The organism is Streptomyces sp. AC602_WCS936 (assembly GCF_019049125.1).
GTDB lineage: Bacteria > Actinomycetota > Actinomycetes > Streptomycetales > Streptomycetaceae > Streptomyces.
This window is the reverse complement of the sequence record NZ_JAGMUF010000053.1, coordinates 1-19,381: the sequence shown is the minus strand read 5'-3', so window position 1 is coordinate 19,381 and position 19,381 is coordinate 1. Positions and strand designations below refer to the sequence as shown.

Annotated in this window: 16 protein-coding genes and 3 pseudogenes; 8 read left to right on the top strand and 11 right to left on the bottom strand. The window is 69.5% G+C overall.

Annotated elements, in window-relative coordinates; all coding sequences use genetic code 11:
- Positions 1 to 22 precede the first annotated feature (22 nt).
- Positions 23 to 517, bottom strand: a complete 495-nt coding sequence (locus KUM03_RS17270; RefSeq protein ID WP_217249648.1) for a hypothetical protein — start codon at positions 515 to 517, stop codon at positions 23 to 25.
- Between the two features lie 302 nt (positions 518 to 819).
- Between KUM03_RS17270 and KUM03_RS17265 the strand changes: the two genes are divergently transcribed.
- The 5 genes and pseudogenes from KUM03_RS17265 (at position 820) to KUM03_RS39245 (ending at position 8,479) form a co-directional block, all read left to right on the top strand.
- Entirely contained in the window at positions 820 to 2,616 is a 1,797-nt protein-coding gene (locus KUM03_RS17265; protein WP_217249646.1) for a thiamine pyrophosphate-requiring protein, read from the top strand.
- Positions 2,616 to 3,758, top strand: coding sequence for an enolase C-terminal domain-like protein (locus tag KUM03_RS17260; protein WP_217249638.1), 1,143 nt, complete (start codon positions 2,616 to 2,618; stop codon positions 3,756 to 3,758). Before KUM03_RS17265 ends, KUM03_RS17260 begins: the two co-directional genes overlap by 1 nt.
- A 36-nt stretch (positions 3,759 to 3,794) precedes the next feature.
- The gene (locus tag KUM03_RS17255; RefSeq protein WP_217249636.1) at positions 3,795 to 6,935 is read left to right on the top strand and encodes an FAD-binding and (Fe-S)-binding domain-containing protein; all 3,141 of its coding nucleotides are present in this window, start codon (positions 3,795 to 3,797) and stop codon (positions 6,933 to 6,935) included.
- Between the two features lie 714 nt (positions 6,936 to 7,649).
- Positions 7,650 to 8,168 (top strand): annotated as a pseudogene (locus KUM03_RS39250) (peptidoglycan-binding protein); the annotation flags it as partial.
- Positions 8,169 to 8,188: 20 nt separating this feature from the next.
- Complete coding sequence (locus KUM03_RS39245) at positions 8,189 to 8,479, top strand: peptidoglycan-binding protein (RefSeq protein ID WP_374225333.1); 291 nt, start codon at positions 8,189 to 8,191, stop codon at positions 8,477 to 8,479.
- Between the two features lie 74 nt (positions 8,480 to 8,553).
- Here KUM03_RS39245 and KUM03_RS38395 read toward each other — a convergent pair.
- Positions 8,554 to 8,721, bottom strand: a pseudogene (locus KUM03_RS38395) (IS3 family transposase); the annotation flags it as partial.
- 461 nt (positions 8,722 to 9,182) lie between these two features.
- Positions 9,183 to 10,139 carry an EamA family transporter gene (locus KUM03_RS39040; RefSeq protein ID WP_308406345.1) on the bottom strand — a complete coding sequence of 319 codons (957 nt, stop codon included), beginning with the start codon at positions 10,137 to 10,139 and terminating at the stop codon, positions 9,183 to 9,185.
- Between the two features lie 335 nt (positions 10,140 to 10,474).
- Here KUM03_RS39040 and KUM03_RS17235 point away from each other — a divergent pair, with 335 nt between their 5' ends.
- The gene (locus KUM03_RS17235) at positions 10,475 to 11,416 is read left to right on the top strand and encodes a LysR family transcriptional regulator (RefSeq protein ID WP_217249629.1); all 942 of its coding nucleotides are present in this window, start codon (positions 10,475 to 10,477) and stop codon (positions 11,414 to 11,416) included.
- Positions 11,417 to 11,540: 124 nt separating this feature from the next.
- Here the strand turns inward: KUM03_RS17235 and KUM03_RS17230 are convergent, their stop codons facing one another.
- From KUM03_RS17230 to KUM03_RS17205, 7 genes are all read right to left on the bottom strand, one after another.
- On the bottom strand, positions 11,541 to 11,933 hold the full coding sequence (locus KUM03_RS17230) for an ectoine synthase (RefSeq protein WP_217249620.1): 393 nt from the start codon (positions 11,931 to 11,933) through the stop codon (positions 11,541 to 11,543).
- Between the two features lie 161 nt (positions 11,934 to 12,094).
- A complete protein-coding gene (locus KUM03_RS17225) occupies positions 12,095 to 12,595 on the bottom strand; it encodes a flavin reductase family protein (RefSeq protein ID WP_217249618.1) in 501 nt (166 codons plus the stop codon).
- A gap of 1 nt (position 12,596) precedes the next feature.
- The gene (locus tag KUM03_RS17220) at positions 12,597 to 14,222 is read right to left on the bottom strand and encodes an AMP-binding protein (protein WP_308406344.1); all 1,626 of its coding nucleotides are present in this window, start codon (positions 14,220 to 14,222) and stop codon (positions 12,597 to 12,599) included.
- Positions 14,219 to 15,250 carry a hypothetical protein gene (locus KUM03_RS38385; RefSeq protein ID WP_254399469.1) on the bottom strand — a complete coding sequence of 344 codons (1,032 nt, stop codon included), beginning with the start codon at positions 15,248 to 15,250 and terminating at the stop codon, positions 14,219 to 14,221. The genes KUM03_RS17220 and KUM03_RS38385 overlap by 4 nt, the downstream gene beginning before the upstream one ends.
- Positions 15,240 to 16,016 (bottom strand): 4'-phosphopantetheinyl transferase superfamily protein, encoded by a 777-nt coding sequence (locus KUM03_RS38885; protein ID WP_217249609.1) that lies wholly within the window; start codon positions 16,014 to 16,016, stop codon positions 15,240 to 15,242. Before KUM03_RS38885 ends, KUM03_RS38385 begins: the two co-directional genes overlap by 11 nt.
- A gap of 178 nt (positions 16,017 to 16,194) precedes the next feature.
- Positions 16,195 to 17,364 (bottom strand): acyl-CoA dehydrogenase family protein, encoded by a 1,170-nt coding sequence (locus KUM03_RS17210; protein WP_217249600.1) that lies wholly within the window; start codon positions 17,362 to 17,364, stop codon positions 16,195 to 16,197.
- Positions 17,361 to 17,615 (bottom strand): acyl carrier protein, encoded by a 255-nt coding sequence (locus tag KUM03_RS17205; protein ID WP_217249598.1) that lies wholly within the window; start codon positions 17,613 to 17,615, stop codon positions 17,361 to 17,363. The genes KUM03_RS17210 and KUM03_RS17205 overlap by 4 nt, the downstream gene beginning before the upstream one ends.
- Positions 17,616 to 17,621: 6 nt before the next feature.
- Between KUM03_RS17205 and KUM03_RS38375 the strand changes: the two are divergent.
- Positions 17,622 to 17,810, top strand: a pseudogene (locus tag KUM03_RS38375) (IS630 family transposase); the annotation flags it as partial.
- Between the two features lie 29 nt (positions 17,811 to 17,839).
- Here the strand turns inward: KUM03_RS38375 and KUM03_RS17200 are convergent.
- Positions 17,840 to 18,034, bottom strand: coding sequence for a DUF6336 family protein (locus tag KUM03_RS17200; RefSeq protein ID WP_217249596.1), 195 nt, complete (start codon positions 18,032 to 18,034; stop codon positions 17,840 to 17,842).
- Between KUM03_RS17200 and KUM03_RS17195 the strand changes: the two genes are divergently transcribed.
- Positions 18,033 to 18,302, top strand: a complete 270-nt coding sequence (locus tag KUM03_RS17195; protein ID WP_254399468.1) for a DUF6207 family protein — start codon at positions 18,033 to 18,035, stop codon at positions 18,300 to 18,302. The genes KUM03_RS17200 and KUM03_RS17195 overlap by 2 nt on opposite strands.
- Positions 18,303 to 19,381: the final 1,079 nt, after the last annotated feature.

Sequence of the window (19,381 nt, the reverse complement as noted above, 5' to 3'; positions counted from 1 at the left end):
CTCCGGGCTGTCGGCTTCCGGTTCAGTCGTCCCAGCCGCGGCGATCGGGCGCGGCCACGTTCAGCCCGGTCAGGACCGAGAAATGCAGGCCCGCGAAGAGCCCCGCCAGAGCCATGGAGAGAGTGCCCGGAATGTAGTCCCACCTGCCGGCCAGCTCCCCCAGGCCCGGAAGCCCTGCAGTGCGGCTGAAGAGGTACATCCCGATCGACACCAGCGACACCGCGCTGCCCAGCGCCCAGGCGAGGCGCCCCGCACGGCGCAGCCCACCCTCCCGGGTGGCCCAGCCCAACGTGATACCGGTCATGGCGAGCACTGAGCCGGTGGTCAGCAGGGCCAGATACACGGTGAAGTAGACCGGCACCGCCTGATGGGTGACCAGGATCCACAGCTGGACAAAGGCGAAACCGAGCAAGAACACCAACGCCGACAGCGTGGTGAACACCGGCAGATCGAAGGCGAAGTACCGGTAGAACGACACCGCCTTCCCCACCCCGGACCACCGCAGCACCACATTCATCGCTTTCCACCCCGTCCGCCCACTCGGCAGGTCCGCCGGCACACGGCCGGTCGCGGTGCAGGTGCGGTGGACATACGTCCCAACGTAGGCGCGGAAGTGGACGACGGCACCCCGACCTGATTGCCTCGCGCGGGAGTCCTCTTCGCTTCCGCGCCTTTGAACGGCGGACGAGTCCCCTCGTTCCTGTGCTTTATGCGACGGTCGCCCGACGTGGATGGCCGAACGGGTGAGTACGGTCCCGTTTACGAGCTTTGAGGGAAGGGACTCAAGAAGCCGAACCGCCCCCTGTCCAGGAGAGCCTCATGACTCAAGTCGCCGACTATGTGCTCCAGCGTCTGTCCGAGTGGGGCGTCCAGCGTGTGTACGGCTATCCGGGTGACGGCATCAACGGCCTGCTCGGGGCGTTCGACCGGGCCGACGGCGACCCGGAGTTCATCCAGGCGCGGCACGAGGAGATGGCCGCGTTCATGGCCTGCGCGCACGCGAAGTTCACCGGCGAGGTGGGCTGCTGCATTGCCACTTCGGGCCCGGGCGCCGTTCACCTGCTCAACGGCCTGTACGACGCCAAGCTCGACCACCAGCCCGTGGTGGCGGTGGTGGGCCAGCAGAAGCGGCTGTCGCTGGGCACGCACTACCAGCAGGAGATCGCTCTCGACCGGCTGTTCGCGGACGTCTCCGAGTTCTGCCAGATGGTCGTGCACCCGGGGCAGGCCCGGCACGTGATCGACCGTGCCTTCAAGACCGCGCTGACCACCCGGGGCATCGCCACGATCATCATCCCGAACGACGTGCAGGAGGAGGACGCCATGCCCTCCCCGCCCAGGGAGCACGGATCGGTCTTCTCCAGCGTCGGCTGGAGCCGCCCCCGGGTGCTGCCCGACGAGGGAGAGCTGCGCAAGGCCGCCGACGTGCTCAACGCGGGCGAGAAGGTCGCCATGCTGGTCGGCCAGGGCGCCGCCAACGCCGAGGCGGAGGTCGTGGAGGTGGCGGAGCTGCTGGGCGCCGGCGTCGCGAAGGCGCTGCTCGGCCGCGAGGTGCTGCCCGACGACCTGCCGTTCGTGACGGGGCCCATCGGTCTGCTGGGCAGCAAGGCCAGTGACAACATGATCCAGGGCTGCGACACCCTGCTGATGGTCGGCAGCAGCTTCCCGTACTCGGAGTGGCTGCCCGAGGAGGGCCAGGCCAAGGGCGTCGAGATCGACATCGACGGCCGCATGATCGGCATCCGCTACCCCATGGACGCCCACCTCGTCGGCGACGCCAAGGAAACGCTGAAGATGCTGATCCCCCTGCTGCGGCACAAGGAGGACCGCGGCTGGCGGAAGAAGATCGAGAAGGATGTCCGCGAGTGGAACGCGATCTGCGACAAGCGCGCCGACCAGCATTTCGGCGGCCTGATCAACCCCGAGGCAGTGGCCTCCGAGCTGTCGCCCCGGCTGCCGGACGGCGCCATCCTCACGGCCGACTCCGGCTCGGGCACCAACTGGTGGGCGCGGCATCTCAAGCTTCGCCAGGGGATGCGGGCGTCGCTGTCCGGGACGCTGGCGACGATGGGCCCGGGGACGCCGTACGCCATCGCGGCGCGGTTCGCGTATCCGGACCGGCCGGTGATCGCCTTCGTCGGTGACGGCGCGTTCCAGATGAACGGCATGAACGAGATGATCACCGTCAAGCGGTACCTGGACCGTCTGTCCGGCCCCGCCCCGTTCATCTTCTGCGTCTTCAACAACCAGGACCTCAACCAGGTCACCTGGGAGCAGCGCGCCATGGCCGGCGACCCCAAGTACCCCGGCTCGCAGGACATCCCCGACGTCCCCTACGCCGCCTACGCCGAACTCCTCGGCCTCAAGGGCATCGTCTGCGACAAGCCGAAGAAGGTGGGGGCCGCGTGGGACGAGGCACTGTCCGCCGGCCGGCCGGTGGTGCTGGAGTTCAAGGTCGACGCGGAGATCGCGCCGATCCCGCCGCACATCATGCTGGAGCAGGGCAAGAAGGCCGCCAAGGCCGCCGTCCACGACCCGGAGCGGGTCGGCATCGCCACCAAGGGCGTACGCCAGAAGCTCACCGAGTATGCCGAGCACCTGCCCGGACGGCATTGATGGCCGATGGCACGACCGCGCCGGGAGCGTGCACGGTCGACGCGGTCGACGTGCACGCCTTCGAAGTGCCCACCGACGGACCGGACGGCAAGGAACAGGACGGCACCCTGGAGTGGGACTCCACGACGGTGGTGCTGGTCCGCGTGCACGCCGGCGGCCGGACCGGCATCGGCTACACCTACGGCGATGTCTCGGCCGCCCACTTCGTACACTCGAAGCTGGCGCCGGTGATCGAGGGTGCGAGCGTGTCCTCCCCGGCGGCACTGTGGCAGCGGATGGGGGCGCGGATCCGCAACGCCGGCCGTCCGGGTGTCGGGGCCATGGCCCTGTCCGCCGTCGACATCGCGCTGTGGGATCTCAAGGCGAGGCTGCTGGACCTGCCCCTGGTCCACCTCCTGCCGGCCCACCACGACCGCGTCCCGGTCTACGGCAGCGGGGGCTTCACCAACTACCCGCTGGACCGGCTCACCGACCAGCTCTCCGGGTGGGTCGAGCAGGGCATCCCCCGGGTGAAGCTGAAGACCTCGCGCGACCCGGAGGCCGATGCCGACCGCCTGACCGCGGTGCGCCGGGCGGTCGGCGACGGCTCGGAACTGTTCGCCGACGCCAACGGGGCGCTCGGCCGCAAGGAGGCCCTGTACTGGGCGCATCGGTTCCACGACGAGTGGGACGTGCGCTGGTTCGAGGAGCCCGTCGGCTCCGCGGACCTGGAGGGTCTGCGCATGCTCCGGGACCGGGGGCCCGCCCGTCTGGAGATCACCGCGGGGGAGTACGCCTTCACCGCCCAGGACTTCGTCAACCTCACCGACGGGCCGGCCGTGGACTGCCTCCAGGCCGACGTCACCCGCTGCGGCGGCATCACGGGCGTACTGGAGGTCGCCGGCCTGTCGGCCACCCGGCACCTCGACCTGTCCGCGCACTGCGCGCCGGCCGTCTCCGCCCACGCCTTCTGCGCCGTGCGCCGGCTGCGCCACCTGGAGTACTTCCACGACCACATCCGCGTCGAGCGGCTGCTCTTCGACGGCACCCTGTCGCCCGACGGCGGCGCCCTCCGCCCCGACCCCGACCGTCCCGGCCTCGGCCTGGACGTCAGATGGGCCGACGCGGAGCCCTACCGCGTCCACGGCACGCGACCCTCCTGACCAGGCCCCCACCCACTACGAGGAGACCGACCCCCGATGGCGAAGGCAACGCGCGACGTACCGACCAGGACCCACCCGGAGATCGCGGGCCCGCCACGCGCCCGTCAGACCATCGACGTCGGCAAGCTGGAGCAGGCGCTGCGCAAGGCGGTCGACGGGGAGGTCCGCTTCGACACCGGCTCCCTCGGCCTGTACGCCCAGGACGCCTCGAACTTCCGGCAGGTACCGATCGGCGTCGTCGTGCCGCGCACCCTGGACGACGTCGTGGCGGTCCACAAGATCTGCCACCGCTTCGGCGCTCCCGTCCTCAACCGCGGCGGCGGCACCAGCCTGTCGGGCGAGACCGTCAACGAAGCCGTCGTCATCGACCACTCCAAGTACCTCACCACCATCGGTGACATCGACGTGCACCGCCGCCTCGTGACCTGCGAGCCCGGCGTCATCAACGAGGAACTCAACCGGCACACCGGCAAGCACGACCTGATCTTCGGCCCCGACCCGTCCACCCACTCCCGCTGCGTCATCGGCGGCAACATCGGCAACAACTCCTGCGGCATCCACTCGGTGCAGTCGCAGCTGTACGGGCCAGGCCCGCGCACCAGCGACAACGTCGAGGCCCTGGAGGTCGTCACCTACGACGGCGCCCGCTTCTGGGTCGGCGTGAACGAGGAGGAACAGCTCGACGAGATCGTCGCCGCGGGCGGCCGCAAGGGCGAGATCTACGCCGCGCTGCGCGACCTGCGCGACGAGTACGCCGACACCATCAGGGCCCGCTTCCACTCCGAGACGCAGGTGCCGCGCCGGGTGTCCGGCTACAACCTGGACGAACTCCTGCCCGAGCGGGGCTTCAACGTCGCCCGCGCCCTGGTCGGTACCGAGTCGACCTGCGCCACGGTGCTCCAGGCCGTCCTCAAACTCACCCCCGCCCTGCTGGAGCGCACCACCGTGGTCGTGGAGTACGACGATCTCGCCGACGCGGCCGAGCACTGCGAGGAGATCATCGAGAAGTGGCGGCCGATCGGCCTGGAGGCCCTGGACGACGAACTGATCCGGGACCAGCAGGAACAGAACATGCACGTGGAGGACATCAAGGAACTGCCGCGCCTGGGCGGCGGAGGCTGGCTCGTCGTCCAGTTCGGCGCGGACACCGCCGAGGAGTCCGTCGGGCAGGCCCACGGTTTCATCGACTGGCTCACCGATGACATGGGCTACGCCCGCGACCGCGTCCGCCTGGCCAAGAGCAAGCAGGAGGGCGGCACCAGCGAACACCTGTGGGCGATCCGGGAGGGCGGCCTCGGCTCGACCGCGTTCCCGCCCGGCGGCAAGGACCACTGGCCCGGCTGGGAGGACTCCGCCGTCCCGCCGGACCGGATCGGCGAGTACGTGCGCAAGCTGCGCGGGGTCATGGAACGGCACGGCATCACCGGCGCCATGTACGGGCACTTCGGCCAGGGCTGCATCCACTCCCGGCTCAGCTTCGACCTCCGTACCGCCGACGGCATCGCCACCTACCGGGCGTTCATGGAGGACGCCGCCGACCTGGTCGTCGCCCTCGGCGGATCGGTCTCCGGCGAGCACGGCGACGGCCAGCAGCGAGGCGAACTGCTGGAGAAGCAGTACGGAAGCGAACTGCTGCAGGCCATGCGGCAGTTCAGGGCCGTCTGGGACCCGCAGGGCAAGATGAACCCCGGCAAGGTCGTCGACCCCTACCGGATGGACGAGAACCTCAAACTCGGCACCGACTACAACCCGCCCCGCATCCCCCTCAAGTTCGCCTACCCGGAGGACGGCGGCGACTTCGCCCACGCCACCCTGCGCTGCGTCGGCATCGGCAAGTGCCGCGTCCCGCAGGCCGAGACGACGATGTGCCCGAGCTACCAGGTGACCCGCGAGGAGAAGCACACCACGCGCGGCCGGGCCCGGATGCTGTACGAGATGCTCAAGGGCGACGTGATCACCGACGGCTGGCAGTCCAAGGAGGTCAAGGACGCCCTCGATCTCTGCCTGTCCTGCAAGGGCTGTACCAACGACTGCCCCGTCAACGTCGACATGCCCACCTACAAGGCCGAATTCCTCCACCACCACTTCAAGTCGGCCAAGCGGTGGCGCCCCCGCCATGCCTACGCCTTCGGCTTCATCGACCAGGCCGCCCGCCTCGCCTCCCACATTCCCGAGCTGGCCAACATCGCCACCCAGACGCCCGGGCTGTCGCAGATCGCCAAGCTGGTCGCCGGCATCGACCGCAAGCGCCCGCTCCCCCGCTTCGCGCCGATGACGCTCCAGGACTGGTTCCGCCGGCGTGGCGGCACCGCCAATCCGACCGGGCGGCCCGTCGTCCTCTTCCCCGACACCTTCAACAACTACTTCCACACCCAGGTCGGCGTGGCCTGCGTCGAGGCCATCGAGGCGGCCGGCTGGCGGGTCATCATGCCCGAGCAGCACATCTGCTGCGGCCGGCCCCTGTACGACTACGGCTTCCTGGACGCAGCCGAACGCTACCTGCGCCGGGTCCTGGACGTCCTGCGTCCCGAACTGCGCGCCGGTACGCCCATCGTCGGGATGGAGCCCAGCTGCCTGGCCGTCTTCAAGGACGAGCTGCCCAAGCTGCTGCCGCACGACGACGACGCCAAACGCCTCACCCGCAACGCCCACCACTTCGCCGAGTTCTTCCAGACCTACGGCATCCAGCCGCCCGCCCTCGACGGCAAAGCCCTCCTGTGGGGCCACTGCCACCAGCGGGCCACCGGCGGCATGAGCCCCGACCAGAAGCTCCTGGAGAGCATGGGCCTCGAAGTGGAGAACCTCCAGGGCGGCTGCTGCGGCCTGGCCGGCTCCTGGGGCTTCGAGTCCGGCAAGTACGACATCTCCATGGACTGCGGCGAGCAGGCCCTCCTCCCAGCGGTCCGGGAGGCCGAGAACGACTGTGCCGTGGTCGCCGACGGCTTCTCCTGCAAGACACAGATCAAGGACGCCGGCACCGGCCGCCGGGCGCTGCACGTCGCCGAACTCATGAAACTCGCCCGCGAACAGGGCCCACACGCCGGGTCCGGCCGCCCCGAGGAGCCCGGTCCGTCTCGTCCGGCTCCACCCTGGCGCACACGAGCCCTGCGAGTGACGGCCGCCGCGGCCCTCGCAACGGCCGTCACCGCAATCGGCATCCGCGCGGCACGCTCCTGACTCCGGCCGATCCGGCCGGATTGGGCACTGGAACGGGCACTTCAGTGCCTGATGGTCAGGGGGTGGCGGCCGGGACATGTCCGGCGGGCCGTTCAGGCCGTGTGCTGCTGATTCCGGGCGTACGAGCCTGCCGAAACCCAGCAGGATGGAGGCGACGTCCGTGCGGATCTCCTCCTGGTCCGAGAAGCACCCCTCCCGCCCCGCGGCGTCCTGTGCTCGAGCCGTCCCGGCTCCGGGAACCCGGCATGGATGAGGATCCGTTCCGGCGGAAGGATCGTGAAGTCGGCCCGCTGGGCGATGACGGAGCGGTCCGCGGCGTATGTGTTCCGGGCGATCCGGTCCACCAGTCTCCGCGGCAGCCAGGGGTTGGCGGCGATGGCTCGGAGCACGAGCGGGTCATCGCCGGCCGCAAGCTGCTCGGCGAGCGCCGGTTCGAGTCGGCAGGCCTTTGCCTCGCGGGCTCCGCATTGTTCACGCTGGAAGACCGGCAGGGGCATCGGGTGATCGTGGTGGTTCGCAGCAGCGCCCGGGCGCGAACGCCGTCGTCAGGGTCGCACAGCAGGACGGTGCGGGCCGCCATGTCCAGGTGTTGCCACGCCCGCGCGCAGGCCGCGCGGCGTACGGCGGGTTCGGGGTCTGCGGCCAGGGCGGTGAGTTCGGCGGCCTCCGCCCGGATGCGGGCGGAAGGGTCGGGGGCGAGAGCAGTCGCACACCATGGCGGGCAGTACTCCGCGCCGCATGCTGGACCGCGCGAGAGCCGGGTCGGTGGTCGACGGGCGCAACGTCACCGGTGCCACCGGACCGCGGTCCGTACGCCGGTCATTGGCGCGCCGTCCCGGCCGCACCGGACCCGCCCCGAGCGAGACGCTGCCGCAGCCGCTCGAACGCCGACCCCAGCTCATTTCACGCCCGGTGGCTCCGCACCGGCACCTGGTGAGCACCGAGTGCCCCGGGAAACTGTACGACTACGTCGCCGCCGGCTCCCTCGAGCCCGGGACGCCGCCTACCTGGCCCAGCGACGATGGCTACGACCCCGGCGGTGCCCCCGCATACCCAGGCGTGCTCCTGCACTACCCACCGACCATGCGTCACTCCAGCGCGACGACCTGGCAGCGGCAAATGCGATACCGCGGCTGGACGATCAGTGTGGACGGCTACTTCGGCCCCCAGTCCCAGCGGGTCTGCCTCGCCTTCCAGCAGGAGAAGGGACTGGCGGTCGACGGGATCGTCGGGCCGCAGACGTGGTTCGCCTCATGGAACGCGCCGATCACAGGTGGTGGAGGCGACTCCACCAGCGACTACCTGAACGGAGCACCGGCATGGCCTGGAATCCTGTTCACCTATCCGCCGTATACCCAGCATTCCAGCGTGAGGACCTGGCAGCAACGGATGCGGGACGGGGCTGGTCCATATCCGTGGACGGCGTCTACGGGCCGGGATCCAGGAACGCCTGCCTGGCTTTCCAGCGAGAGAAGGGCCTGGCCGCCGACGGCATCGTCGGTCCGGCGACGTGGCAAGCGGCGTGGGTGGCAGCCGTTACCTGACTGTGTAGGGGACTGTAAATCGTTCGTTCAGGGTAAGCCTTACTGATCGGGGGCCTTGATCTCGAATCCTGAATGTAGCGGTGGAGCCATCGGAAGGCATCGAGTCGGGCCTCGCGCTCGGTTGGCCAGCTTTTTCGTCCTTGCAGGGTCTCGCGTTTGAAGGACTCGGCGAGTGCGTTGTCCGCGCTGGACCCGACCGCGCTCATGCTGCGCCGAACCCCTGCTGACCTGCAGACTTGGGCGCATCATCATCGGCGCATTTCACGCCGTCCGCTTCCATCCCACCACGCCACCCACCTTGGCGGCACCACGCGGCCACCAGCCTCGCCGCCGGGCTGGGCATCACAGTGCTCGGGTCGCACTCACCGCGCTGCCCGACACCTCGTAGCGCGGCCGCTGAGCGATCCCACCATCCACCGCCGCCGCGCCCATCTCACTCGGGCACGGCTGCTTCACACGGCCCTGACCGCATTGCGCGCCACCGCTGGGCGAGCCCAGGACCCGTGAAGTTGACGCAGGAAGCGGGTGGAGATTGGTGTCGAGCGCGGCGCCGGGGACGATTTGGTTCGAGGAGAGGCGCCAACCGCCACCTGGGGCACCGATGCCTTCCGCATCGACCAAGGCCTCGCCCGCCGTTCTTGAGCCTCGCGCGCTGGTCAGGCCCGTCCCGTCAGTTGGGCGTAGGGGGACCCTGGATCAGGAGTTACACCGAACGTTTGACGGTCCCGGGTTCTGCTGTGGGTGGCAGAAGAGACTTGTCTTTGGTGGCCACGGTGCCGGCTGATGCTGCGGAAATGCACACGATGGCCAGCCATTGGAGACCTCCGAGGTACTCATTGAGCAGGAGGAGTCCGGCGATTCCGGCGGCGACAGGTTCAAGGCTCTGCAGAACACCGACCACACGGGCAGGCATGTGTCGAAGCGCCGTGAGTTCAAGGGAATAGGGCACCGCCGCGGACAGCACGGCGACGGCAAGGCCCACCCACAGGACGTGAGCCTCCAGCATGCGGCTGCCGCTGTCCAGGACGCCGAAGGGGAGGGTGAGCAGTGCAGCCCAGGCGACGGCCAAGGCCAGCGGTTGGCCCCCTGACATGCGTGCTCCGGCTCGCTTGCTCAGCAAGAGGTAGGAGCCCATGGACACTGCGGATCCGACGGCGAAGAGCAGGCCGATCGCGGGCGGTGCGCTGTCGGTGCCTGGGGAGACGAAAAGCACCAGGCCCGTGACTGCCAGGAGTCCCCACAGCACATGCACCAAGCGCCTGGCCGCGCACAGCGAGACGACGAGAGGCCCCATGAGCTGAATGGTCATCGCTACGCCGAGGGGCATGTACTTCATCGCCAGGTAGCCGAGATTCATCCCTGCGATTGCTGTACCGAAGGCCAGGATGAGCAGGATGTCGGTGCGTTCCCGGGGGAGGCGTGGCCGCCACCAGGCCAGGAGGAGAAGGGCGGCGAAGGTCAGCCGGATTGCTACGACGCCCCACGGTCCTCCGGCAGCACTGAAAAGTCCTTTGCCGATGGCTTGGCCGGTCTGCACGCTGACGACACTGGTGAGCACGAGGAGCGGAGCGGGCACTGAGCGTGCGACCCGGCGCTCTGCTGGGCTGGTGTCTTCGGCGGGCGAAGCACGCCTGGATGCAGGGGTGGTGGGAGACTTCACGTGATTCTCCTCCGTTCGTGTCCGTCTCGGCTCTGCAGGTGGCGGTGGCTCGGACGTCAGAGGGAGGGGTGTCCTCCGCTCGCCACGAGGCGTGGTTCGCGTTGGGAGTGGGGTTCGAGCCACGCGTGCAGCCGGCCGCACGCGCATCGGGTGTAGGCGAGGACGCCGTCCATCACTCGGTGGCAGGAAAGGACACTCATGGGTTGCCTCAGTGACCAGCCGCATGCGGAACACGCTTCCTTGACTTCTGGCAGGGCGCTCATGTCTTCAGGGTCGGCCAAAAGCTTGTACGCGTCCATCGCACGTTTATGCACATAATCATGTTGGATTACTGCATGGTCGACCTCCAGCTTCTTCAGACTCTCCGCGTTCTGTACGTCCAGGGCACAGTCACTGCCACGGCTCGGGCCTTGCACATGTCCCCGTCGGCCGTCTCACAGCAGCTACGACGGCTGGCGGCGGAGGCGGGCGCCGACTTGCTACGAGCCGAGGGGCGCCGGGTCCAGTTCACCGCCGCGGGACACGTCCTGCTGCGCCATGCCGATCTCCTGTGCTCGCAGTGGGAGCGAGCAGTTTCGGAGCTGGCCGAAGAGGCCGACAGCCCCCGGCGGACACTGTCCCTCGGCGGATTCGCCACCAGCATCGGCACCCTGCTGGCTCCTGCGGCCAGGCGTCTGAACCAAGCCGAGCAACCGACCAGGACATTCCTCCAAGAGGCGGGAACCCGGGAGTGCTACGAGAAGCTGCTGGCCGAAGAGATCGACCTGGCCATCCTGACTCCGCTACCAGGGGGACCCTCCCTGGACGATCCGCGCTTCGAGCAGTTCGTACTGATGGACGACCTCATGGACCTCGCTGTGCCCGCCGATCACCGGTTGGCGGCGCAGAGCACCGTCGATCTGGCGGACGCCTCGACCGAGGACTGGATCGCCCCCCACCACGACCACACCCAGCTCATCGAATCCCTGTGCTCTGCGTCCGGATTCGCCCCGAAGTTCGTCCATAGGGCCGATGCGTGGCATGCGGTTCTCTCCCTCGTAGGCCATGGCTTCGGGGTGTGCCTCGTCCCGCGCCTGGCCCCTTCCCCACGTCTCCACGTCGCGCGCGTACGCCTCCGCGGGCAGCCGCCGCCGTTGAGGCGGATCCTCGTCTGCGTCCGCAGCGGAACTGGACAGGACCCCACCATCTCGAACGGCATCGACGCTCTGCGGCAACAGGCGCACCGTTACGCTTCCAGCCCTTCCCATCGAGCGGGTGAGGAGGACGGGGTCGGTTGACAGAAGGGCCGCTGTCCCGGGAGGTGACACCTCGGTGCGCACAGCACAGGAAGTGCTCCGCACTGTGCGCACCGAATATCGGCCTTACGGGCTGAGGCGGCGACAGTGGCGCGTGGCCGTTCCGTCAGGCCATCTCTTCAGCCGCCGGGTAGGCTCCGTTCTCATCGTGTACCTCACCACCGGTCAGCGCCGGGGTGAAGATGCACACGTTGCGCACTTCGGTGATGGCGCGGAAGGTGTGCGGATCGTGCCGGTCGAGGATGTAGAGGGTGCCCGGGCCGATGTGGTGCACTTCCTTCGTCTCTTCATTGATTATTTCGGCCTCGCCCGCGATGCAGTACACGGCCTCCACGTGATTCACGTATTGCATGTAGGTCTCGGTGCCGGCTGCCATGACGGTGTCCGTGAGCGTGTACCCGAGGCCGTCGCCTGCGAGGGTGAACCTCCGGCTTCGCCAGTCCGGCCCACTGACGTCCCGTTCGGTTCCTGCGATCTTTTCCAAGGATGTGACGATCATTCGTCCTCCATTTCGTGGGTGGTCTGCCGTTGGGGGCAGCTACCTGGGTCGGCCTGTGATTACGGACGCAGGGTGAGGAGCGCGGGCTTCGGCGACTGGACGGGCCGACGGTGCGCCGGGCCCGGTGTCGCTCGTCGGAGTTCAAGCAGAGCCCGGCGCGATCAGCCGGTCACGGCGTGCTGGTCGCGCTGGTAGAGCACGAGGGCACGAGCGGCGGGGTCGTGACGGGTCCACAGCGCCCTGCCGATGAGCAGCGTGTGGTCGAGCGCGGTAGGCGCCTGGTCGAGCCGGCACACCACCGTGGCGGCTGTCCTGTCGAGCACCGGGCAGCCTGCCTCGTCCCGGTAATCGACGCCCGCGAAGCGTTGGACCGCCGGCAGCCGGGCGAACCGGTCCATGAGATCCCGCTGCTGCCAGCTGAGGACGTTGACCGCGAAGCAGTTCCGGTCCCGGGCATGTCGCACGGTCCGGCCGGTACTGGCGAGGGAGACAAGCAGGGAGGGCGGGTCGGTGGAGAGCGACAGGACCGCGTTGGCGGTGCAGCCAACGGGCCCCTCGGGACTCGTGGTCGTGATGACGGCGACGCCGGTGGCGAGCTGCGCCATGGCGGTGCAGAACTCCTCCCGGCCGGGCAGTGGGATGCGGGTGCTGGTCGCGGTCACGTCACCGGAGTCCCTTCAGGGTGGGGTGCACGGCGGCGGCAGGAGCGTCGTGTTCCGCGTCGTCGGGGTTGGGGCCGCCCGGGGAGGAGCAGCGGCCGGCGGCCAGAGCGGACAGCACGGCGGCACGGTGGGTCTTACCGTTGAGGTTGAGTGGCAGCTCGGGCATGTGCAGCAGGGTGCGCGGCACCATGTAGGCGGGCAGCTGCTCGTGCAGCGCGGCCAGCAGGGCGGCCGTGTCGGGGGCATCGCCGGTGTAGGCCGCCTCAAGGGCAGTCCCGCCCCGGTCGCTGCTGACCACGACGACCGCGTCGAGGACGCCGGGGCGGGAGCGCAACGCCTGCTCGATCTCGCCCAGTTCCACCCGGTAGCCGCTGATCTTGACCTGGCTGTCGAGGCGGCCCAGGTGCACCAGGTCGTCCCCCTCCCGCACTACCCTGTCCCCGGTCCGGTACCAGTGGGCATCCGTCAGGGGGCCGCCCGTGTAGGGCTCGAGGCCTGCTGCGACGTCTCCGCCGAAGAATCGGTCCACGTCGTCCGCAGAGTCCAGGTATCCGGGGAATCGCTGTGCCCCGCGTACGAGCAGCTCGCCCTCGTCAGCGGGACGCATTCGCTCGTCAACCACCAGCGTCTCGGCCCCCGGGTGCGGGGAGCCGATGGGCAAGGTGCCGTTTCCGGTGACCGGCCAGTCGGCCAGGTCGGCTGGGAGCCGGTAGCCCGTGCACGTCACGGTCAGCTCGGTGGGGCCATAGAGGTTTTCCAGGTGGGCGGTGGGAGCGGCCGCAGCCCAGGCCCGGGCCTGCCGCAGCGTCAGCGGCTCACCGGCGAACGCGGCCCAGCGCAGGGTCGGCATGGCGCCGGGAGCCAGTCGGCGCAGCCGGGCGGCCAGCGACACCACCGACGGTACAGAGAACCAGTGGGTCAGCTCATGCCGTGCCACGAATCCAGCCGGGTCCAGCAGTTCGTCCCGATCGGGCACGACGACGACCGCGCCGGTGCTCCAGGCCACAAACATGTCAAAGACGGAGGGGTCGAACGTCAGATCGAAGGTCTGTGAGAGACGGCTGTCCGGGCACACGTCCGCCCGAACGATGGCGTGGTCCAGATAGGCATCGGTGTTGGCATGCCGGACCACCACCCCTTTGGGACGGCCGGTGGAGCCAGAGGTGAACAGGATGTACGCGGTGTCCTGCGGGCCCGGGCCCGGCAGGTGCGTGATACCGGATCCCTCTGCGGTGGCCGGGAGGACGACGGGAAAGACCGGTGCGGCCCGGCCGGCCGGGCCGGCGTCTCCGGCCGCGTCGGCCAGTACGACGGTGGCACCAGACTGTCGCATCACCGTCTCGTTACGGGCGGGTGGAGCGGCCGGGTTGAGGGGAACCACAGCAGCGCCCAGGCGCTGCGCCGCCAGGTAGGCGGCGTACGTGACGGGTGTCCTCAGGGCGAGCAGGCCCACCCGACGGGGAGGCGACGCATCGGCACACAGCCGGGCAGCGAGGCTCTCGGCGCACAGGAGCAGCCGCTCGTAGGAGATCGTCTCGCCGCCGGCGGTCAGAGCCGGACGGTCGGGGTGGCGGCGGGCGGTGCGGGCGAAGCGGTCCCAGAGGGTGAGCGGGGACGTAGGGGTCACAACCGTCCTCCTTGGTGGGCGAGCGGCCGGGGCACGGGCGCCGCCGTGGAAGCCGCGTAACCATGGGCACGGTGCAGGGGCAGGGTCTGTTCCTCGGCGTCCGCCAGCGCCGTGAACGCACCGTCGATCAGGGACGGCCTCGGGCGGCCGCGGCGCGCCGAGTTGGCGGCGAAGCGGAGCACGCGGGGGAGCTCTCGCCACTTCGAGGTGGTGATGCCGATGGCCTGGCGCTCCTCGGACGAGAGCACGGTGCCCGCGGTGCCCGCGGTGCCGAGCATGCGGTTGTCGCGGAAGAGGTGGTGTTGCGCCGCCGCCCACACGTCCTCCAGCACGCCGTGCGTGGCCTGACCGCTGAGGTCGGCCGTCAGACGCCGGGCGGTCTCTGCCAGGGCGGGCGGCCCGGTCAGCCATGCTTTACCGGGCAGTTCCTCCTTGGTGCTGCCGCGCTCTTCGACGAGCCACTGGTACGTCTCGTACCGTGGTGGAGGGACTGGGAAGCCGAAGGCGAGGGTGTTGCGGGTGCGGTGCACCTCGGACAGCCCGTGGGGGAAGCACAGCAGGGTGGTGAGCTCGGCAGTCGACAGGGTGCCGGAGAACGGGTCCTGGCTGCCGCCGCCGCTGAAGAGGGCAGAGAAGCCGTCCACCACGTGCCAGTCGCCGTTTCTTGTACGGCCGTCCACCAGGAGCAGATGGGGTGCGTGGGCGTCGGCCGTGCCGCACACCCAGGGCAGCGCGCCGCTGTCGGCGACCACGAGGACACGGCCTCGCTCTGCCAGTTCGGCGGCGATGCCTCGCAGGGCCGTCTCCGCGTCGGGGGCGCCCCGGTAGCCGAGCCGCCTGCCGTCGGGCAGGTCGTTCAGGGCGCGATTGTGGTGCGAGAAGCGTCCAGTGTCCCGATCCACGGCGAGACGCACCGAGCGAGCCAGCAGTTCGGCGGATCCGGGGGCGCGCGCGGACAGGTAACCAGCGAGGTTCTCGGTATAGCAGCTCAGGCCCTCGCTGGGCGGAGCGGTAGGGTCAGTGAGCATCTGGGTCCTTCAGGACGGAGGGCGCGGTGTGGACGGGCTGGGTGGAGAGCAGAGGGGCCGCCCGGACGAGATCGGCCGGTGGGCCGCCCGCTTTCCGACCCGCTCGGGTATCGCTGGGCAGTGGTCCGAAGGCGAAGGCCAGGGCCGCAGGGTCCCGGGCGTCCGCCGCAGTCGGCCAAGGCAGGCGCTGCCAGCGCAGGCTCCCCCAGGCGCCGGCGGACTGGCCCGGTTCGACGGGTACCCGCCAAGGCGCTCCGGACAGCCCAGTGCCGTGCGCCTTCACGCACGCCTCCTGTACGGACCACACCTCGGCGAAGGCTCGCGCGGCACGGTCGAGCGGCATCTTCGCCAGCCGTGCCGCCGTCCGGGGCAAACAGCAGCGGTGCAGCATCCCGGACGACGGCGCCCGGGGGATCTGGACGTCGACGCCGACGTCCAGACCGACGCCGATCGCGGCTGCCGCGTACGGGCCGCTGTGCGAGACGCTGACCCCCGTGGCAGGGGATGCCGACAGTCGGGGCCGGCCGTTGGGTTCCGGGACCAGCGGTGACCGGGCGCCCTCTTCTCCGAGCGAGCCTACGAGGAGGTCGCGCAGCAGGGCTCGGCCGACCAGGTGTTCCCGGGCCCGCCACGAGGCCATGGTGGCGGCTGTCCTCAGCTCTTCGGGCCGTAGCCGGCCCAGGGCGGTCGTGTCCGACAGCATTTCGTCGATCGGGACCAGCGCCACGGTCACCCCCGGCGCCGGTGCCCAGACCCAGCGGTGCACGGCCGGGGCGTCGGCAGAAGGGGTTGTCCGGCGACACGGACGGAGTGGGGCGGGGGCGGACGGAGCGGGTGCTGGCAGGGGCGGAACATCGGCCGAGGTAGCAGATGCGGCCGGCAGGGACCCGGCCGTGGTGCCGGATGGGGCCGGCTGGAACCCGGCTGCAGTGTCGGTGGTGGTGTCAGGCAAGTGTGGCCTCCTGGTCGAGCAGGCTGAGCGCACCGTTGGCCAGATGCAGCCGGTCGTTGCCGTAGTTCAGCGAGGCGGACCGCAGGTCGCGCAGGACGCGTTCCAGCGCGAGCGGCTGGTTGCGCAAGTAGCCGTGGCGCAGTCCGACCAGCTCGACCAGCTCTTCAACGGCGGCCAGGCACTGCTCGGACGCGGTCACCTTGAGCGCGTTGACCAGCAACTGCCAGGGAGCACCGCCGCGTTCCTGCTCGGAGAGAGCGCCGTACACGTCGGCAGCATGGCTCAGCATGGCCTGCACGGTGTCGACGCGCTGCCTGGCCCGGGACAACCGGGTCAGCAGCAACTCGCTCTTCAGGTCTCGGCGCCGCCTCTCATCGGGGCTGCGCAGCATGCGCAGGGTGCGCGACAGTGCGCCGGCGGCCGTTCCCAGCCAGCAGGCGCTCCAGCCGAGGTGCGCCAGCGGCGCGAAGACATCGACAGTCACCCGACGGAAGTCCCCGTGGGCGCCGACGACCTGGTCGAGTGGCACAGCCCCGGTGAACCGCATCGGCACGCTGTGTGTACCCCGCATGCCCATCGGGTCCCAGCCGCCGAGGACCTGCACGTCCAGTTGGTCACGCTCGGCGTACATCAGGGACACCTGGCCGTCGGAGGCGGCGTCGGGGGCGAGCGCGGTGATCAGATAGGCGTCGGCGTGGACGCCTCCGGTGACGATCGGTGCCGTCCGGTCGAGCTCGATGAAGTCGTCCGTGCGCCGGGTTCCGGTCTGCGAGCTGAGCAGGTGCCCGCCCTTTCCGGCCTCGGTGGTGACCGACCCCAGGTACAGCTCTCCGCGGGCCACCTTCGACAGCACGCGTGCGCGCAGGTCCTCGTTGCCGTGGCGAACCAGCGCGGCAACCTGCTGGCCGTGCATGGCGAACACCATGGCCGCGGACAGATCCTGGCGCGCTATCAGCTGCGAGACAGCCAAGAGGTCGCAGACGCCGCCGTCGAGGCCGCCGTAGTGTGCTGGAACGAGCAGGCCGAGGAGCCCGGAGGTACGCATCGCAGTCAGGCCCTGCTGCGGAAAGGTGGCCTTCTCGTCACTCTCAGCCGCGTGCCGCTCGACGGTGGCGACCACCGGAGCCACCCGTTCGGCCAGCGCCGGGTCGAGGGCCCTCACGACGCGTTCACCGTGGCGGTACGTGCACGCTCGACGGCCTGCCACAGCGTGCCGGCCGTTTCGAAGTTGGCGTCCGTGAGCTGGTCGTCGGGGAGTGTCACCCCGCAGTTGTCCTCCAGGTCGAAGACGAGGTCGATGGCCTGCATGGAATTGAGGCCGAGGTCGCGCAGCCGGTCGTCGGGACACAGCTCCTGGTCGGTAGCGAGGTAGCGCAGGTGAGGGCGGAGGGTATCGGCGAATGCCTGGTCCATGACGGTTCTCCTGTCTTGGACCCCGTCGAAGGGATCTGGTCACTGCTGCGGCGCGGCTGGCTCTCCAACGTTGCCTGCTCCACACCCGAACACCTCGTCCAGCGCATCCACTGCGGCCTACGACACATCCAGTTCCGCAGCGACCTCATAGACGGCTGCCTCGCCGAGACCCGCCTGATCATTAGACCCACCTGAACAACCCGGCGACATCACGAGTTCCAACCTCAGTAGAGGCCGAAGGCGCCGAGAAACAGCACCAGGGCCGGCACACCGATCCGCAGCAGGACCGGGGCCGCGACGGTCACCGGCTCGGCCTGGCCCCTGACGGTGCGCCACCAGTCCCGGCAGCTCCAGATGTCTCCCCCGCAGGCCCACCAGAAGAAGAACCCAATGAGCAGGCGGGGCGTCGTGCCGGTCATGGAAGCCGTCAACGATGTGCACGTGTCCGAGCCCGGCCTGGTCGTGGTCGACGTCGCCGCAGCTGACGACGACACCGCGTTCGCCTTCCACGCCGTGCCGGCCGCCCAGTGGGTGACGACGTCGGTGGAACGCACCACACGCGAGGCCGGACAAGCGGGCGTACGACTGCGCTGCTACCTCGACATGCGTTTGGCAGTGTTCCAACTTGCATCTTGCTTGCCAGGCGCCCGCCGAGTCGATGAGCAGCACGCCACGCCCCCGCGGTAGAGGTAGCGCACGACCAGGGAGTCGGGCGCTGCAACTGGCGCGTTGCCTTCGGACATGCGGCCCGCGGCTCCTTGCCGAGGCCTCGCATGCGCATCAGGCCGTCCTGGAAACACGGGACCGGGAGGCCCACACGACCCCAGCCAACACGGCAGTACAAGCCACCGATGCAGCTGCCGTCGTCCGGACCTCCTGCGGCACGTCCTCCACGGTTCTGTGCTCTCCGCTCTCCATGACACATACGGTGCGCAGACTGAGAAAGTGGACGTCATACCCCACCGCTCCCCGCATCTTGGACCGGCATGGGTGATCGTAGGGGAACGGAGCCGAGTCCGCCCCGCCGTCCTGCGCCACAGCCACAGTCGAGATCAACCCGGTAACCCCCAACGAATAGGAGGCCGTTGCCACAGCGGCGCACCCTAGTGCGGCAGCAACGACCGCTCGGCGCCATCCGGCCCAGCGCCGGTTCCCCGGCAAGGCGACTTTGAGGCACCGGAGCAGGAAGGAGGACGACCAGCGCAAGGGCGGCGAGGAACACCACAGGTATGAGGAGGATCATGACAGCCTCTCGCTGGTGCCCGGCTCCTCACGAGCTCCCGCCCCGCACTGAACCGAGTCTGTCGTCAACTGCTGGCGGAGACGGCTGCACACAATCATCGGTTGCAGACCGTGGGCCGGCCGCACGTCGGTCATCTCATCGGATCACACAGTCTTGCCGCACGGTCGGCGTGCTGCGGTTGGCCGCGCAGCCGATGCCGGAGCGGGAGCAGGGAACCTGGCCTCGTTCGCACGTTGCGATTGATCGCGGCACGCACGCCTTTGCCGAGGCATGGAGCGCTGCCGGCGAAGGCAGGCGCGGCGGCCGAGAACGCTGCCGGGGCCAGCAGCCATGAGGCACGATCCTTCGCAACGGGCGGAAGTCATGCCGGTCCCGGGTACCAGGGACCGGCATGGCACGGCATGGCGGGCCGGACGCGACGGGCGGCTCTTACTGGCTCTAACAAAAGCGGCTGATCATGAGTCTGTCGGCCTCTCTGCTCGTAGGTGTGGGTATGGGAAACCGTCAGTCGCGGCCGTGGATC

Bases quoted from the DNA above. Each gene is read 5' to 3' on its own strand.
- KUM03_RS17195 (WP_254399468.1), top strand. From the start codon at position 18,033: ATGGAAGCCGTCAACGATGTGCACGTGTCCGAGCCCGGCCTGGTCGTG.
- KUM03_RS17270 (WP_217249648.1), bottom strand. From the start codon at position 517: ATGAATGTGGTGCTGCGGTGGTCCGGGGTGGGGAAGGCGGTGTCGTTC.
- KUM03_RS38385 (WP_254399469.1), bottom strand. From the start codon at position 15,250: ATGCTCACTGACCCTACCGCTCCGCCCAGCGAGGGCCTGAGCTGCTAT.
- KUM03_RS17260 (WP_217249638.1), top strand. From the start codon at position 2,616: ATGGCCGATGGCACGACCGCGCCGGGAGCGTGCACGGTCGACGCGGTC.
- KUM03_RS17265 (WP_217249646.1), top strand. From the start codon at position 820: ATGACTCAAGTCGCCGACTATGTGCTCCAGCGTCTGTCCGAGTGGGGC.
- KUM03_RS17200 (WP_217249596.1), bottom strand. From the start codon at position 18,034: ATGACCGGCACGACGCCCCGCCTGCTCATTGGGTTCTTCTTCTGGTGG.
- KUM03_RS17205 (WP_217249598.1), bottom strand. From the start codon at position 17,615: ATGGACCAGGCATTCGCCGATACCCTCCGCCCTCACCTGCGCTACCTC.
- KUM03_RS17235 (WP_217249629.1), top strand. From the start codon at position 10,475: ATGGTCGACCTCCAGCTTCTTCAGACTCTCCGCGTTCTGTACGTCCAG.
- KUM03_RS17255 (WP_217249636.1), top strand. From the start codon at position 3,795: ATGGCGAAGGCAACGCGCGACGTACCGACCAGGACCCACCCGGAGATC.
- KUM03_RS39245 (WP_374225333.1), top strand. From the start codon at position 8,189: ATGGAACGCGCCGATCACAGGTGGTGGAGGCGACTCCACCAGCGACTA.
- KUM03_RS17230 (WP_217249620.1), bottom strand. From the start codon at position 11,933: ATGATCGTCACATCCTTGGAAAAGATCGCAGGAACCGAACGGGACGTC.